This is a genomic window from Micromonospora sp. WMMC250, from assembly GCF_027460215.1.
Lineage (GTDB): Bacteria > Actinomycetota > Actinomycetes > Mycobacteriales > Micromonosporaceae > Micromonospora > Micromonospora taraxaci.
In genome coordinates this window covers 2,426,420-2,440,700 of the sequence record NZ_JAPZBJ010000002.1, presented here as the reverse complement: position 1 = coordinate 2,440,700, position 14,281 = coordinate 2,426,420, and the positions used below count along the sequence as shown (strand labels likewise).

The 14,281-nt window shown below is 69.8% G+C and carries 14 protein-coding genes and 1 tRNA gene; 13 read left to right on the top strand and 2 right to left on the bottom strand.

Features of this window, described 5'->3' with window-relative positions; all coding sequences use genetic code 11:
* The first annotated feature begins 14 nt into the window (after nucleotides 1–14).
* Nucleotides 15–620, top strand: coding sequence for an NUDIX domain-containing protein (locus tag O3438_RS10545; protein ID WP_269679802.1), 606 nt, complete (start codon nucleotides 15–17; stop codon nucleotides 618–620).
* 88 nt (nucleotides 621–708) lie between these two features.
* Here the strand turns inward: O3438_RS10545 and O3438_RS10540 are convergent, their stop codons facing one another.
* The gene (locus tag O3438_RS10540; protein WP_088990245.1) at nucleotides 709–984 is read right to left on the bottom strand and encodes a TM2 domain-containing protein; all 276 of its coding nucleotides are present in this window, start codon (nucleotides 982–984) and stop codon (nucleotides 709–711) included.
* A 294-nt stretch (nucleotides 985–1,278) separates the two neighbouring features.
* Between O3438_RS10540 and ald the strand changes: the two genes are divergently transcribed.
* From ald to O3438_RS10485, 11 genes are all read left to right on the top strand, one after another.
* Nucleotides 1,279–2,394, top strand: a complete 1,116-nt coding sequence (gene ald, locus O3438_RS10535) for an alanine dehydrogenase (RefSeq protein ID WP_269679801.1) — start codon at nucleotides 1,279–1,281, stop codon at nucleotides 2,392–2,394.
* Nucleotides 2,395–2,432: 38 nt separating this feature from the next.
* Nucleotides 2,433–3,398: a site-specific tyrosine recombinase XerD gene (locus tag O3438_RS10530; protein WP_269679800.1), complete on the top strand. Its 966-nt coding sequence runs from the start codon at nucleotides 2,433–2,435 to the stop codon at nucleotides 3,396–3,398.
* A 180-nt stretch (nucleotides 3,399–3,578) separates the two neighbouring features.
* Nucleotides 3,579–4,502: a ParA family protein gene (locus tag O3438_RS10525; RefSeq protein ID WP_088990243.1), complete on the top strand. Its 924-nt coding sequence runs from the start codon at nucleotides 3,579–3,581 to the stop codon at nucleotides 4,500–4,502.
* A gap of 41 nt (nucleotides 4,503–4,543) precedes the next feature.
* Entirely contained in the window at nucleotides 4,544–5,542 is a 999-nt protein-coding gene (locus tag O3438_RS10520) for a segregation and condensation protein A (RefSeq protein ID WP_442929588.1), read from the top strand.
* Nucleotides 5,535–6,368 (top strand): SMC-Scp complex subunit ScpB, encoded by an 834-nt coding sequence (gene scpB / locus O3438_RS10515; RefSeq protein WP_269679798.1) that lies wholly within the window; start codon nucleotides 5,535–5,537, stop codon nucleotides 6,366–6,368. Before O3438_RS10520 ends, scpB begins: the two co-directional genes overlap by 8 nt.
* A complete protein-coding gene (locus tag O3438_RS10510) occupies nucleotides 6,355–7,125 on the top strand; it encodes a pseudouridine synthase (protein ID WP_269679797.1) in 771 nt (256 codons plus the stop codon). The genes scpB and O3438_RS10510 overlap by 14 nt, the downstream gene beginning before the upstream one ends.
* Nucleotides 7,126–7,322: 197 nt before the next feature.
* The gene (gene cmk / locus O3438_RS10505; RefSeq protein WP_269679796.1) at nucleotides 7,323–8,042 is read left to right on the top strand and encodes a (d)CMP kinase; all 720 of its coding nucleotides are present in this window, start codon (nucleotides 7,323–7,325) and stop codon (nucleotides 8,040–8,042) included.
* On the top strand, nucleotides 8,039–9,445 hold the full coding sequence (gene der / locus O3438_RS10500) for a ribosome biogenesis GTPase Der (RefSeq protein ID WP_269679795.1): 1,407 nt from the start codon (nucleotides 8,039–8,041) through the stop codon (nucleotides 9,443–9,445). Before cmk ends, der begins: the two co-directional genes overlap by 4 nt.
* Before the next feature lie 211 nt (nucleotides 9,446–9,656).
* Nucleotides 9,657–9,730, top strand: a tRNA-Pro gene (locus tag O3438_RS10495).
* 116 nt (nucleotides 9,731–9,846) lie between these two features.
* A complete protein-coding gene (locus tag O3438_RS10490) occupies nucleotides 9,847–10,803 on the top strand; it encodes a tyrosine-type recombinase/integrase (RefSeq protein ID WP_269679794.1) in 957 nt (318 codons plus the stop codon).
* A 369-nt stretch (nucleotides 10,804–11,172) separates the two neighbouring features.
* Nucleotides 11,173–11,799: a maleylpyruvate isomerase N-terminal domain-containing protein gene (locus tag O3438_RS10485; protein WP_269679793.1), complete on the top strand. Its 627-nt coding sequence runs from the start codon at nucleotides 11,173–11,175 to the stop codon at nucleotides 11,797–11,799.
* Between the two features lie 575 nt (nucleotides 11,800–12,374).
* Here O3438_RS10485 and O3438_RS10480 read toward each other — a convergent pair.
* The gene (locus O3438_RS10480) at nucleotides 12,375–12,716 is read right to left on the bottom strand and encodes a hypothetical protein (protein WP_269679792.1); all 342 of its coding nucleotides are present in this window, start codon (nucleotides 12,714–12,716) and stop codon (nucleotides 12,375–12,377) included.
* 483 nt (nucleotides 12,717–13,199) lie between these two features.
* On the opposite strand from O3438_RS10480, the gene O3438_RS10475 reads away from it, so the two are divergent.
* Nucleotides 13,200–14,063, top strand: coding sequence for a tyrosine-type recombinase/integrase (locus tag O3438_RS10475; protein ID WP_269679791.1), 864 nt, complete (start codon nucleotides 13,200–13,202; stop codon nucleotides 14,061–14,063).
* Nucleotides 14,064–14,281: the final 218 nt, after the last annotated feature.

The window sequence follows — 14,281 nt, the reverse complement described above, 5'->3', positions numbered from 1 at the left end:
AGCGGGGGGCCGGCGTGAGCGGGCTGGAGCACCGCTACGAGGTGCGGTCCCGGCAGGAGCGGTACCGAGGGCGGATCTTCGACGTGGTCACCGAGGAGGTGACCATGCCCGGCGGCGGGACCGGGGTGCGTGACCTGGTGCGGCACGTCGGCGCGGTGGCCGTGGTGGCGCTCGACGACGCCGGTCAGGTGGTGCTGATCCGCCAGTATCGGCACCCGGTCGGGCGGCACCTGTGGGAGCTGCCCGCCGGGCTGATGGACGTCTCCGGTGAGGAGTTGCCGGCCGCCGCGTTGCGGGAGCTGGCCGAGGAGGCCGACCTCACTGCCGGGCAGGTCGACGTGCTGGTCGACCTGCACAGCTCGCCCGGGTTCACCAACGAGGTGGTGCGGGTCTTCCTGGCCCGCGACATCGCCGACGTGCCGGCCGGCGAGCGCCACGAGCGCCACGACGAGGAGGCCGACCTCCAGGTCGTCCGGATCGACCTGGACGAGGCCGTCGCGATGGTCCTGGCCGGTGAGATCACCAACGCGTCCGCGGTGGCCGGGCTGCTCGCCGCGGCCCGCTCCCGGGACACCGGTTGGTCGACGTTGCGTCGGGCGGACGCGCCGCTGCCCCGCTGAGCAGCGCCGCCGGTTCGCACCGGTGAGGGAGTACGACGACAGGGGCCCCGCGGTCAGCCGCGGGGCCCCGGTTTGCTGTCGGTCTGGTTCAGGAGTCGCGCAGCGGACGGCCCTGTGCGTCGGTGCCGCCGTTGACCAGGATGAGGATTCCGTCGATGACGCCCCAGAGGGCACCGAAGCCGCAGGTCACCACGCTCACGACGAGCTGGAGAACAGCGATCTTGGTGTGTCCGGTGTAGAACCGACCGGCACCGAAGGTGCCCAGCAGAATCCCGAGGATGCCCGCGATGATCTTGCTCTTGTCGGAGACGCCCTGCGGGTACCCCGGCTGGGGGTACCCGGGCTGGTAAGGAGGAGTGGTCATGGGCGGACACACTAGTGATCCACTTGCCCGCTGTCCGCAGCGCTACCCGACAGATGGGACGATGATGGCCGAACACTGTCCTGACGGCTGAGGCGGCCATCCGCCGTGGAGCCCGGGTCGATGCCCTGACAGATCGTCAGGACACTCGGGCACCGGATGTCACTGTGCTGGCTCTCGGCGGCGCGGGGCGCGCCTAGACTGCCGCCGGCGGGACCGGTGGACCGCAGTGGCAAAGGGGCCGCTGCGGCACCGAGCAGTCGGGGGAGAGCAGCCCCGAAGAGAGGTGTCTGCATCGTGAAGGTCGGAATCCCACGCGAGGTCAAGAACCACGAGTACCGCGTGGCGATCACGCCAGCGGGCGTCAACGAGTTCACCCGCAACGGCCACCAGGTCTTCGTCGAGGCCGGCGCCGGTGAGGGCTCCAGCATCACCGACGAGGAGTTCGCCGCCGCCGGCGCGAAGATCCTGGACACCGCCGACGAGGTGTGGCAGACCGCCGAGCTGGTCCTCAAGGTCAAGGAGCCGGTCGCCGAGGAGTACCACCGCATGCGCGAGGGGCAGGTGCTCTTCACCTACCTGCACCTGGCCGCCTCCAAGGAGTGCACCGACGCGCTCGTCGACCGCAAGGTCACCGGCATCGCGTACGAGACGGTGGAGCTGCCCGACCGGTCGTTGCCGCTGCTCGCCCCGATGTCCGAGGTCGCCGGCCGGCTCGCCCCGCAGGTCGGCGCGTTCTACATGATGCGCACCGGCGGCGGTCGGGGTGTGCTGCCCGGCGGTGTCTCCGGCGTGTACGCGGCCAAGACCGTCGTCATCGGCGCCGGCGTCTCCGGCCTGAACGCCGCCGCCATCGCGTTGGGCCTGCAGTCCGAGGTGCTGCTGCTGGACAAGAACGTCGCCCGGCTGCGGCAGGCCGACGCCATCTACCGCGGTCACCTGCAGACCATCGCCTCCAACGCCTACGAGGTCGAGCGGGCGGTGCTCGACGCCGACCTGGTCATCGGCGCGGTGCTGGTGCCCGGCGCGAAGGCCCCGAAGCTCATCAGCAACGAGCTGGTCTCCCGGATGAAGCCGGGCAGCGTGCTCGTCGACATCGCCATCGACCAGGGCGGTTGCTTCGAGGACTCGCGCCCCACCACGCACGCCGACCCGGTCTACAAGGTGCACGAGTCGATCTTCTACTGCGTGGCGAACATGCCCGGCGCGGTGCCGAACACCAGCACCTACGCGCTGACCAACGTCACCCTCCCGTACGCCCTGGAGCTGGCCAACCAGGGGTGGCGGCAGGCGCTGCGCAACGACCCGGCGCTGGCGCTGGGCCTGAACACCCACGACGGTCGGGTCACCTACGGCCCGGTCGCCGAGTCGCACGGCATGGACGTGCTCCCGCTGGCCGACGTGCTGGCCTGAACGGCGGCACGCTGACCGGCGACGCGGACTCCGCCGGCGTGGGCGCCCAGCCCACGCCGGCGCTGCGTCGTGCCGTACGCGGCTACCTCGACCACCTCACCGTCGAACGTGGCCTCTCCGCGAACACGCTCACCTCGTACCGCCGGGATCTGGACCGCTACCTGGCGACCCTCGCCGACGCCGGCGTCGCCGACCTCGCGTCGGTCGACGCCGGCCTGGTCGAGTCGCACCTGGCGCGGCTGCGCGCGGGCGACGACGCCCACCCGCCGCTGGCGGTCTCGTCCGCCGCCCGCGCGGCCAGCGCGGTCCGCGGCCTGCACCGCTTCGCCATGCGCGAAGGGCTGGCCGACGCCGACCCCAGCCGCGACGTCCGCCCGCCCACCCCGCCCCGCCGGCTGCCCCGGGCCCTCCCGGTCGACGACGTGGTCCGGCTGTTGGACCTCGCCGGCCCCACCACCGCGACCGGTGAGGACGCCCCCCGCGCACTGCGCGACCGGGCGCTGCTGGAGTTCCTGTACGGCACCGGCGCGCGGATCTCCGAGGCGGTCGGCGCCGCCGTGGACGACCTCGACACCGACGAGGGCACCGTGCTGCTGCGCGGCAAGGGCGGCCGGGTGCGGTTGGTGCCGATCGGCGGGTACGCCGTCGACGCGGTCCGCGCCTACCTGGTCCGGGCCCGCCCCCTGCTGGCCGCCGCCGGCCGGGGCACCCCGGCGGTCTTCCTCAACGCCCGCGGCGGCGCGCTGTCGCGCCAGGGCGCCTGGGGCATCCTGCGGCAGGCCGCGGACCGGGCCGGGCTGCCCGTCGACGGGCCCGCCGCCGTGTCCCCGCACACCCTGCGCCACTCGTACGCCACCCACCTGCTCGACGGCGGCGCCGACGTCCGGGTGGTCCAGGAGTTGCTCGGCCACGCGTCGGTGACCACCACCCAGGTCTACACGTTGGTCACCGTGGAGCGGCTGCGCGAGGTGTACGCCACCGCCCACCCGCGCGCCCGAGGCTGAACCCGGTAGCGGTCGGTGCCGACACGCCGGGCCGGTGCCGAACCCCCTGCTGGTCGGTGGCGTACAGTCGGCATCGGCGCGGACCTCCTGGGGCGACACGACCGGGGTGCGCAGCGGCGCCGCGAAGGACGTCGGACGGCTCCGACGCCGGGTGGGTCGTCGGGAGGGGGCAACGAGCACATGGCTGGCAATGGTGACCGTGCCGAGACCTGGACGTCGGAGCTCCGCGAGCAGCAGGCCACGCTCGGCGCAGATCTGGGTCCTGCGGATCCGGCTGCCTACACGATGCGCAAGCCCATCCCCGAGCCGATGCCCACCGACCGGCACGGCCCCGCGCGCATCATCGCGATGGCCAACCAGAAGGGCGGCGTCGGCAAGACCACTACCACGATCAACCTGGGCGCGGCCCTCGCGGAGTACGGCCGCAAGGTGCTGCTCGTCGACTTCGACCCGCAGGGCGCCCTCTCGGTCGGGTTGGGTGTCAACCCGCACAACCTCGACCTGTCCGTCTACAACCTGCTCATGCAGGACGACGTGACCGCCGAGGACGTCCTGATCAAGACCGACGTGGCGGGCCTGCACCTGCTGCCGGCCAACATCGACCTCTCCGCCGCCGAGATCCAGCTCGTCAACGAGGTGGCCCGGGAGATGGCCCTCGCCCGGGTCCTGCGCTCGGTGCGCAAGGAGTACGACTACATCCTGATCGACTGCCAGCCGTCACTCGGCCTGCTGGCGATCAACGCGTTGACCGTCGCGCACGGTGTGCTCATCCCCCTCGAATGCGAGTTCTTCAGCCTGCGCGGTGTGGCGCTGCTGCTGGACACCATCGACAAGGTGCGCGAGCGGCTCAACTTCGACCTGGAGCTGGAAGGCATCCTCGCCACCATGTACGACAGCCGCACCACGCACTGCCGCCAGGTGCTGCAGCGGGTGGTCGAGGCGTTCGGCGACAAGGTCTACCAGACGGTCATCACCAAGACGGTGAAGTTCCCGGAGTCCACCGTGGCCGGTGCCCCCATCACGACGATGGACCCGGCGTCCTCCGGAGCACGCAACTACCGTCAGCTGGCCCGCGAGGTGATCGCCGCCCAGTCGGAGCGGTAGCCGGAACGCCCGGTGCCGCCCTCGTGGACTACGGTCGTCCGGTGACCGCGCCACCAGTTGACCCGCCCGAGGCCGCCGCAGCGGCAGTGGTCGACGGTGTGCCGCCCGCCGACGTGGCTGCCGAGCCGGCTTCCGCCGGCTTCACGGTGCGGCTGGCCAACTTCACCGGCCCGTTCGACCTGCTGCTGCAACTGATCGGCAAACACAAGCTCGACGTCACCGAGGTGGCCCTGCACACGGTCACCGACGAGTTCATCGCCTACATCCGGGCCATGGGCGACGACTGGGACCTGGACGAGGCCAGCGAGTTCCTCCTCATCGCCGCGACCCTGCTCGACCTGAAAGCCGCCCGGCTGCTGCCCTCCGCCGAGGTGGAGGACGAGGCGGACCTCGCCCTGCTGGAGGCCCGGGACCTGCTCTTCGCCCGGCTGTTGCAGTACAAGGCGTACAAGGAGGCCGCCGCGCACATCGCCGAGTTGGAGGCCGTCGGCGGCCGACGGTACCCGCGGGCGGTCAGCCTGGAACCCCGCTACGCGGAGGCGCTGCCCGACCTGGTGCTCGGCATCGGCCCGCAGCGGCTGCTGAAACTGGCAGTGAAGGCGATGACCCCGAAGCCGGTGCCCGAGGTGTCGATCGCCCACGTGCACATGGTCCGGGTCAGTGTCCGCGAACACGCCGCGATCCTCACCGCCCGGCTGCGCCGGGCCGGCACTGCCACGTTCTCGCTGCTCTGCGCCGACTGCGAGGCCACCCTGGAGGTGGTGGCGCGGTTCCTGGCGCTGCTGGAGCTGTACCGGGAGGGCCTGGTGTCCTTCGTGCAGGAGCAGGCACTGGAGGAGCTGACAGTGCGCTGGACCGGCCCGGCCGACGGGGACACCGAGCTGAACGTCGACGAGTACGCCGGCACCCCGGCCGACCCGGAGCCACCGCTGGCGGGGCCGGAGGGCCGCGAGCCGGTGGGGTCGGAGCCGACCGCCCCGGTGGGGGAGGCCGGCGGGCCGGACGGGACGGGAACCACGGAGGATGAGCGGGATGAGTGACGAGCAACGCCGGGACTCGCTGGCCGACCAGGCCGCCGCCTGGGTCCCCCCGTGGGAACGCCCCCGGCAGCCCGAGGCCGAGGCCGTCGCAGCCCCGACGCCCGCACCGGCACCCGATGTGACCGACATCGCCGCCGAGCCGGCCACGCCGCCCGGGTCGGGCCAGGTCGCCCCGAATCCGGTCGCGGCAGCTGAGACGGGCGGCGCTCGGGACGTACCCCCACGGCAGACATCCGGGCGACGGCGGGTGACGGCCGCGCCGGAGCCCGCGCCGGAGCTGTCCGACGCCGAGCTGCGCGGCGCCCTGGAGGCGATCCTGCTGGTGGTCGACGAGCCGGTCAGCGAGCTGGTGCTGGCCCAGGTGCTGGAGCAACCAGCCGAGCGGGTCGGCCCGATGCTCGACGACATCGCCGCCGGGTACACCGCCGCCGGGCACGGGTTCGAGTTGCGCCGGGCGGCCGGTGGGTGGCGGCTGTACACCCGGCCGGAATACGCTACGTACGTCGAGCGGTTCGTTCTGGACGGGCAGTCCGTACGGCTGACCCAGGCGGCGTTGGAGACGCTCGCCGTGGTCGCCTACAAGCAGCCGGTGACCCGTTCGCGAATCTCAGCCATCCGGGGTGTGAACTGCGACGGGGTCATCCGTACGCTGGTCACTCGCGGCCTCGTCGAGGAGTGTGGCACCGAAACGGACAGTGGGGCGTTCCTGTACAAGACCACCACGCTGTTCCTGGAGAAGCTCGGGCTGAACACCGTTCACGAGCTGCCGCCCCTCGCACCCTTCCTGCCCGACGACGTAGAAGAGCTTGCTGATGCGACCCGATAACCGTGCCCCCAAACCCGACGCTCCCGTCTTCGAGGGGGCGGAGCGCCTGCAGAAGGTGCTCGCCGCCGCCGGCGTGGGTTCCCGGCGTGCCTGCGAGGATCTGATCTTCCGCCGCCGGGTGACAGTGGACGGGCGGGTCGCCAAGCTCGGCGACAAGGTCGACCCGGCCACCGCCGTGATCCACGTGGACGGCGAGCGCCTCCAGGTCGACGTCCGGCTGGTTTACGTGGCGATGAACAAGCCGCGTGGCGTGGTCACTTCCATGGCGGACGACAAGGGGCGCAACGAGCTGGCCGAGTTCATCGGCAACCGGGTGGAGCAGCGGGTCTACCACGTGGGGCGGCTGGACGCGGACAGTGAGGGCCTGCTGCTGCTCACCAACGACGGCACCCTCGCGCACAAGCTCATGCACCCCTCGTACGAGGTGCTGAAGACCTACCTCGCCGAGGTGGTCGGGCCGATCCCGCGCAACCTGAGCAAGCGGCTGTTGGCCGGCGTCGAGCTGGAGGACGGGCCGGTCAAGGTCGACTCGTTCAAGGTGGTGGACACCCTGGGTAAAACCGCCCAGGTGGAGCTGAGCCTGCACGAGGGGCGCAAGCACATCGTCCGACGGCTGATGGAGGAGGTCGGACACCCGGTCACCCGGCTGGTGCGTACCTCGATCGGTCCGATCCGGCTCGGCGAACTGCGCACCGGGCGGATCCGGCGGCTGACCAACGCGGAGGTCGCCGCCCTGTTCAGCGCGGTGGGTGACTGACCCCCGGTTCCGGGGTACGGCTGCCGGTAGGCTCCACCGATGGCCGGACGACGGCCGCTGGAGGTGGCGTGGGTCGCCTCCGGTGGCGTCGCGTGCGGGTCCGCCGAAGGACCCGGGCATGATTGATGACGATTGACGAACCGCTTGCGGCGCCGAATCACCGGGCGATCCGTGAGGTACGGGCTGAGGAGGACACGGTGGAGGAAAACGTACGGGCCGGGCGATGTGTGGTCGCTGTGGACGGGCCGTCCGGTTCGGGTAAGTCGACCGTGTCGCGGCGGCTCGCCGCCGGCATCGGTGCGCGCTACCTGGACACCGGGGCGATGTACCGGGCGATCACGTGGGCCGTGCTGCGCTCCGGCGTGGACCTCACCGACGCCGCGTCGGTGGCCAAGGTCGCCGGCGAGGTCGATCTGCGCATCGGCACCGACCCCCAGGGGTACGCCGTGACCGTCGACGGTGTGGGCGTCGACGCCGACATCCGCGGTGCCGAGGTGACCGGGGCGGTGTCCGCCGTCGCCGCCGTGCCGGCCGTCCGCGAGCTGCTCGTCAGCCGGCAACGCGAGATGATCGCCAATGCTGGTCGGATGGTGGTCGAGGGCCGGGACATCGGCTCGGTCGTGGCACCGGACGCCGACCTGAAGGTCTTCCTGACCGCCTCCGAGGCGGCCCGCGCCGCGCGGCGCAGCGCCGAGGACGCCGCCGACGTGGCGGCCACCGCCGCCGACCTGGCGCGCAGGGACCGGCTCGACTCGACCCGCAAGGTCAACCCGCTGGCGCAGGCCCCCGACGCCGTGGTGCTCGACACCACCGAGCTGGGCATCGACGAGGTCGTGGCGCGACTGCGCGACCTGCTCACCGAGCGGGGTGTGGATGTGTTTCATGGCGGTCCGGAGCGCAGCGGAGGAGCGGCATGAGTAGCGATGGTGGTGGGTGGGTCGAGCTGCGGGAGCCCGACGTCGCCGTCGAGGAACCCAGTGGTCCGCAGCCGGTGGTGGCCGTCGTCGGTCGCCCCAACGTGGGTAAGTCCACTCTGGTCAACCGGATCATCGGCCGCCGGCAGGCGGTCGTCGAGGACGTCCCGGGCGTGACCCGGGACCGGGTGCCGTACGACGCGCAGTGGAACGGCCGGGCGTTCACAGTGGTGGACACCGGCGGTTGGGAGCCGGACGCGAAGGACCGCGCCGCGGCCATCGCGGCGCAGGCCGAGACGGCGGTCGTCACCGCCGACGTGGTCCTCTTCGTGGTCGACGCGATGGTGGGCTCCACCGACGTCGACGAGGCCGCGGTGAAGATGCTGCGGCGCAGCGCCAAGCCGGTGATCCTGGTGGCCAACAAGGCCGACAACAACTCCATCGAGATGGAGGCCACCTCGCTGTGGTCCCTCGGTCTCGGTGAGCCGTTCCCGGTGTCCGCGCTGCACGGGCGCGGCTCGGGCGACCTGCTGGACGCCATCCTCGCTGCGCTGCCGCAAGCGCCGACGATCGTGGAGAACCGTCCGCGCGGGCCGCGCCGGGTGGCGCTGGTCGGCCGGCCGAACGTGGGCAAGTCCAGCCTGCTCAACCGGTTCTCCGGCGAGGATCGGGCGGTCGTCGACTCGGTCGCCGGCACCACTGTGGACCCGGTGGACAGCCTTGTCGACATCGGCGGTCAGACCTGGCAGCTGGTCGACACGGCCGGCCTGCGCAAGCGGGTCGGCAAGGCCAGCGGCACCGAGTACTACGCCAGCCTGCGTACCGCCGGCGCGATCGAGGCCGCCGAGGTGGCCGTGGTGCTGCTGGACGCCAGTGAGCCGATCAGCGAGCAGGACCAGCGGATCCTGACCATGGTCACCGAGGCCGGCCGGGCGCTGGTCATCGCGTTCAACAAGTGGGACCTGGTCGACGCCGACCGCCGGTACTACCTGGACAAGGAGATCGACCGGGAGCTGCGCCGCATCCCCTGGGCGATCCGCCTGAACCTGTCCGCGATGACCGGCCGTGCGGTGGACAAGCTGGCCCCGGCCCTCAACAAGGCCCTGGCGAGCTGGGAAACGCGGGTGCCGACCGCGCACCTCAACCAGTGGTTGACCGCGCTGGTGCAGGCCACCCCGCACCCCGTGCGTGGTGGACGGGCGCCGCGGATCCTGTTCGCGACGCAGGCCGGCGTGGCACCGCCGCGGTTCGTGCTTTTCACCACCGGCCCGCTGGACGCCGGCTACCAGCGCTTCGTCGAGCGCAAGCTCCGCGAGGAATTCGGGTACGAGGGCAGCCCGATCGAGATCTCGGTCCGCCCGAGGAAGAAGCTCGGCCCCGGCGGTCGAGGCAAGGCACACGGCTGACGCGTCTGCCGTTCTAGAAGCCGGATGGGGTTGCCCCATCCGGCTTCTCTTTACCCCACCCTCCTAGGACGCTTTAGGGGGTGTGGGGTGGTCCGGTCGTCGCTGTGTACGGCGGTTCGGTCGCTTCGTGGCGCGGGTGGGGCCTGTGCGAAAGGGCCGCGACTGCTGCGCTAAGCTGTACCGGCTGTCGCAGTGGGAAACCACGCGAGGGCGGGACGTGGCGCAGCTTGGTAGCGCACTTGACTGGGGGTCAAGGGGTCGTCGGTTCGAATCCGGCCGTCCCGACAGCGAGAGGGTTTCCACAGGTCAGAGCCTGTGGGAACCCTCTTTTTCGTGTTCACGGTGGTTCGTCGAGGTCGAGCACGCCGCTTATCGACCCCTTGACTCGACGGGTGACCGACATGGCTCTACTGGACCTCACCAAGCTCGCGACCGACCTGTCCTCGACCTGGGCGGGATACCTGCGCGACTGGGACCGGACGCTGCGGGCCGGCAACTACCCGGAGACGACCCGGTACAACTACCTCCTCGCGGCAGCGCAGCTGGCCCGCTACCTGGCCGAGCACTCGCCAGACCCCGATGCCGCCGACGCCGCGGAGGACCCCACCGAGGTGACCCGGGGACATGCGGAGGCGTTTCAGGCGTGGATGATCGAGACCCGGTCCGCGTCGACCGCGCTGAACAAGCACAAAGGTCTGCAGCAGTTCTTCAAGTGGTTGCTGGCTGAGGAAGACATCGACCGGTCCCCAATGGATCGGGTCCGACAGCCCAAGACGCCCCAGAAGCTGATCCCGATCATCCGCGACGAGGACACGAAGAAGCTCCTCGACGCCTGCAAGGGCAAGACCTTTCCGCACCTGCGCGACGAGGCGATCATCCGCCTGTACTACAACACGGGAGCGCGGCTGTCGGAGGTCGGCAACCTGCTGCTCGATGACGTCGACCTGAACACGGAGTCGGTGCACTACCACGGCAAGGGTGCCAAGGACCGCCGGGTGCGATTCGGGCCGAAGACGGCGCGGGCCATCAGCCGCTACCTACGAGCGCGAGGCAAGCACAAGGGTTCGGAACTGCCGGATCTGTGGCTCGCCGACCGTGGCGGCCGGAGGTTGGCGGCCAACGGCATCAAGATTCGCCTGAAGCGACTGGGCCTCGCCGCCGGCGTGGCGAACGTGCACGCCCACCGCTGGCGGCACAACTTCGCCCACGAGTGGAAGCGTGCTGGCGGGAATACGGGCGACCTGATGCTGCTGTTGGGCTGGACCTCTGAGGACATGCCCCGGCACTACGGCGCCAGCGCGGCGGCCGAACGCGCCCAGGAGATCCAGGTACAACTGGGCATCGGGGAAGGGGTGTAGACGCGGGCAACACGGTCGGCCGGGCCGAGTCTCGGCTTGGCGGACAGCGTTGCTTTCGTCTTTGATCGGCGGGCCCAAGTCGAGTCAGGCTGGGTTCGGCGCACTGGCTCCGGTGTAGATTCCGGTACGTCTTGTCGTGCAGAGCTGCATCGGGGTAGCTGGCCTCCCGCTGATCGCCTGATCGGCATTCGTGATGCGTGGAGGACCGGCGGACGTTCCGATTGGCGACGTTGCGTAAGGATGGCCTGCCAGCGACGCGCGGCTCAGCGTTCAGATCTGCCGGTGATCACCGATTCGAAACGGGGAGCCGCTCCTCGCTGGCTCGTGGGGGAATGACAAGGGTTCCTGTGTGCGCATAACGTGAACTCGATGATCCGACCCGCGTTCCTGGACGCCGCCGCGACTGGCCTGGCCCTGTTGCGCAATCCGATACTGGCCGAGCGATGGTCCTCGCCCAGCGCGCTGCGGGACTTCTCCACCGGCGGCCTCGCCCGTCATCTGGCCAACCAGGTCACGCATACTGTGACGTTCCTCGCCGCGCCGCCGGGAGAATCGGCGATCTCGGTGCTGGAGCACTTCACCGGCAACGCCTGGGTGACTTCAGGCGTGGATGGCGCCGGCAACATCGACATCCGGCGCCGCAGCGAGCAGACAGCTGCAGTGACGAACCCCAGGGAATTGGCGGACACGGTCGATACGGCATTGACCGACCTGGATGCCACGGTGACGGCCCAACCGTCCGACCGCATCGTGGACCTCGGCGACTGGGGCCTAAAGGTCGACGACTTCCTGCTGACCCGGGTCATGGAGCTGGTCGTGCACACCGACGACCTGGCAGTCAGCCTCGGCTTGCCGACGCCACCGATGCCGCAGACAGCGACTGAAGCGACAATCCAGCTGCTGAGCAGCCTCGCGGCCTGGCGACACGGCTCCCTGAACGTGATACGCGCACTAGCTCGGCAAGAACGAGCTCCCACCTCCATCTCCGCCCTCTAGCTGGTGGAGCGCTCGCTCTGCAAAGTCCTTATCTGCCGCTGTCGCGCGTTGGTAGCGCCTGGCGCCGTGCGCTGTCATGCCGAATTGAGTGCGTTCGGTGCCGAGCAACAAGCGACAGTCGTTCACGGGAGCTGAAGTCCTCCGCCCACCCGGCTCCAGGACCTTCCAGCGGAGCCAGATATGGTCTACTTCCCTGTGGCTTTGCTTCGCACGTCCTACCGGCTGGTGCTGGCCGCTCACGTTGGTGTATGGCTCCTTTGGGGCTGGGCGATCTGGCACGAGTGGGATATTGCGCCACTGTTGTGGTTGGTCTTCGGCATCTCGATGCTCGCCGTATGGGTTCTCAGGCATAGGCTCGGCAACGCCCGCGGACGGGCTGGGACGGGCGTCGGGTAGCATCGCTGGCCACCGTCGAGCAGTGTGCCTGCACGAGTAAGGGTGGGCACCATGACACCCTTGCTCGTGCTGAACTCGTCATCCAGGTCCGCAGTGCAACATCCGCGTCTGCCGCGTCCCGCGCGTTACGGAGCGTAGTCGGCTGACGCCCCGGTGAGGCATCCCGGGACGTGCCGAGATCAGTGCGTCAGGACAGTTCTGCGGAACCTCTCGGCGAAGTCGCGATATCCGTTCGAGTAGGCGTCCTGCTCGCCTGCCGTGCGTTCGAGTTCCTGTCGGATCAGTTGGTCCGCAAGCTCGTAGTCGCCGTTGACTGCGGCTACAGCCGGCAACATGACGAAGCGAACGTTGTCGAGGAGGAGATCCGAACTGGCTACCTCACGGGAGAATGTGCTCCAGTCCGACCAGTGGTCGATGAAGGGCTGGCCGTAGGTTGCGACTGCATGAGCGAGGTCCTCCGCTACCGCCGTCAGATCTCCAGTCGCGGAGAAGTCCCACTGGACGAAGGTGTTCTGCGGCATCAGGTAGCCCAGGGGCCTGCTGACGGATGCTACGGGAGCCGACCAACCGGCAGTGGAGACCAGGATGGCTTCCAGGGTGTCGTGCCTGACGCCGACTACGGGGTTGATATGCAAGACCTGAGGTAGCGACCACGTGGCGAGATTGAGCCCCAGCCATCCCGACGCTGCCCTAGAAGTACCCCTCTGAAGGAGAAGACCTCTGCGCTTGGCGATGAAGCCGTAGCGCCGTAGCGCCGTAACGCATGGGTCCTGACTCGCCCTTGCCAAGTTGGCCAATGTCCTCGTCCCAGTCTCTCGCCTTCTCCCGGTCGTCACGATTTGAGCTGACGCAACCCGGCCGACGTCGAGCGTCGCATAGGGGATGAGGCACGGACTGATCTGCCGCTCGGTGGGCTGGTGTTCATCGCCGGTGGTGACGCACGGTGATGTATGACTACTTCGCCTGCTTCCGCTTCCCCTGTCGTACTAACCGATCAACTCGTTGTGCGCGCCGCGGTGTCCGCTTTCCTGGGCCGGTACCGTGGCCAGACTCGCGTCCACACTGATTCCGACCTCCGAGTCTTCCTCCGCTGGTGCGCCAACCACGACCTGAACCCGCTGGCGGCGGCGCGGGTGGACATCGAGCGGTACGTGCGCTGGCTACAAGACGTCCGCCGGTACCAGCCCTCGACGGTGTCCCGCCGGCTGTCGGTCGTGGTTGGGTTCTATCGGGTCTGCGTCATCGACGCCATCCTGGAGCACTCGCCGGCCGACTACGTCCGCCGGCCCACGGTGCCGGCCGAGTCACCGACCCTCGGACTTGGGCACCTGCAGTTCCAAGCCATGATCACCACCGCCCGGAAGTCCTCGAACCCGAACGACTTCGCCCTGGTCGCGCTCCTGGGCCTGCTCGGGCTACGGATCTTCGAAGCCTGCGGATCGAATATCGCCGACCTCGGTGAGGAACACGGTCACCGGGTCCTACGCGTGCGTGGCAAGGGCGGCAAGGTCGTCCTCGTCCCGCTACCACCCGCGGTGGCTCGGGCTATCGACCAGGCCGTCGACGACCGCACCGCCGGGCCGATCCTGCGCAACACCCATGGTCGGAGGATGGACCGTCACGCCGCCACCCGCCGACTCAAGCACCTCGCCCACACAGCGGGCATCCGGATGCCGAGGATGCACCCCCACATGTTGCGGCACACGTTCGTGACGACCATGCTCGACGCCGGCGTCAGCCTCCGCGACGTGCAGATCGCCGCCCGCCACGCCGACCCACGGACCACCATGCGCTATGACCGGGCCCGCAAGAACCTCGACCGGCACCCCAACTGCATCCTCGCCGCCTACATGGCCTCCGGAACGTGATCAGCCGCTCACGGCTTTGCCGAGATGAGGGCAATGGCGCGCTCGCTTCGCTCGCCGCCTGCTGTTCGTCGCATGTTTCCTGATCCGCTTAGCGGAGACCCAGATCAGCTAAGGCCCTGACGTAGCTGTCGTGCATGCGATACGAGGCGACCGCGCAGTACGGGCAGGCTTCCGTGGCCGACGTCGGCCTCACCAGGGGCCGAACACTCGTCAACGTA

Bases quoted from the DNA above. Each gene is read 5' to 3' on its own strand.
- O3438_RS10510 (WP_269679797.1), top strand. From the start codon at position 6,355: ATGCGACCCGATAACCGTGCCCCCAAACCCGACGCTCCCGTCTTCGAG.
- O3438_RS10485 (WP_269679793.1), top strand. From the start codon at position 11,173: ATGATCCGACCCGCGTTCCTGGACGCCGCCGCGACTGGCCTGGCCCTG.
- der (WP_269679795.1), top strand. From the start codon at position 8,039: ATGAGTAGCGATGGTGGTGGGTGGGTCGAGCTGCGGGAGCCCGACGTC.
- scpB (WP_269679798.1), top strand. From the start codon at position 5,535: ATGAGTGACGAGCAACGCCGGGACTCGCTGGCCGACCAGGCCGCCGCC.
- O3438_RS10480 (WP_269679792.1), bottom strand. From the start codon at position 12,716: ATGCCGCAGAACACCTTCGTCCAGTGGGACTTCTCCGCGACTGGAGAT.
- O3438_RS10490 (WP_269679794.1), top strand. From the start codon at position 9,847: ATGGCTCTACTGGACCTCACCAAGCTCGCGACCGACCTGTCCTCGACC.
- O3438_RS10525 (WP_088990243.1), top strand. From the start codon at position 3,579: ATGGCTGGCAATGGTGACCGTGCCGAGACCTGGACGTCGGAGCTCCGC.
- O3438_RS10540 (WP_088990245.1), bottom strand. From the start codon at position 984: ATGACCACTCCTCCTTACCAGCCCGGGTACCCCCAGCCGGGGTACCCG.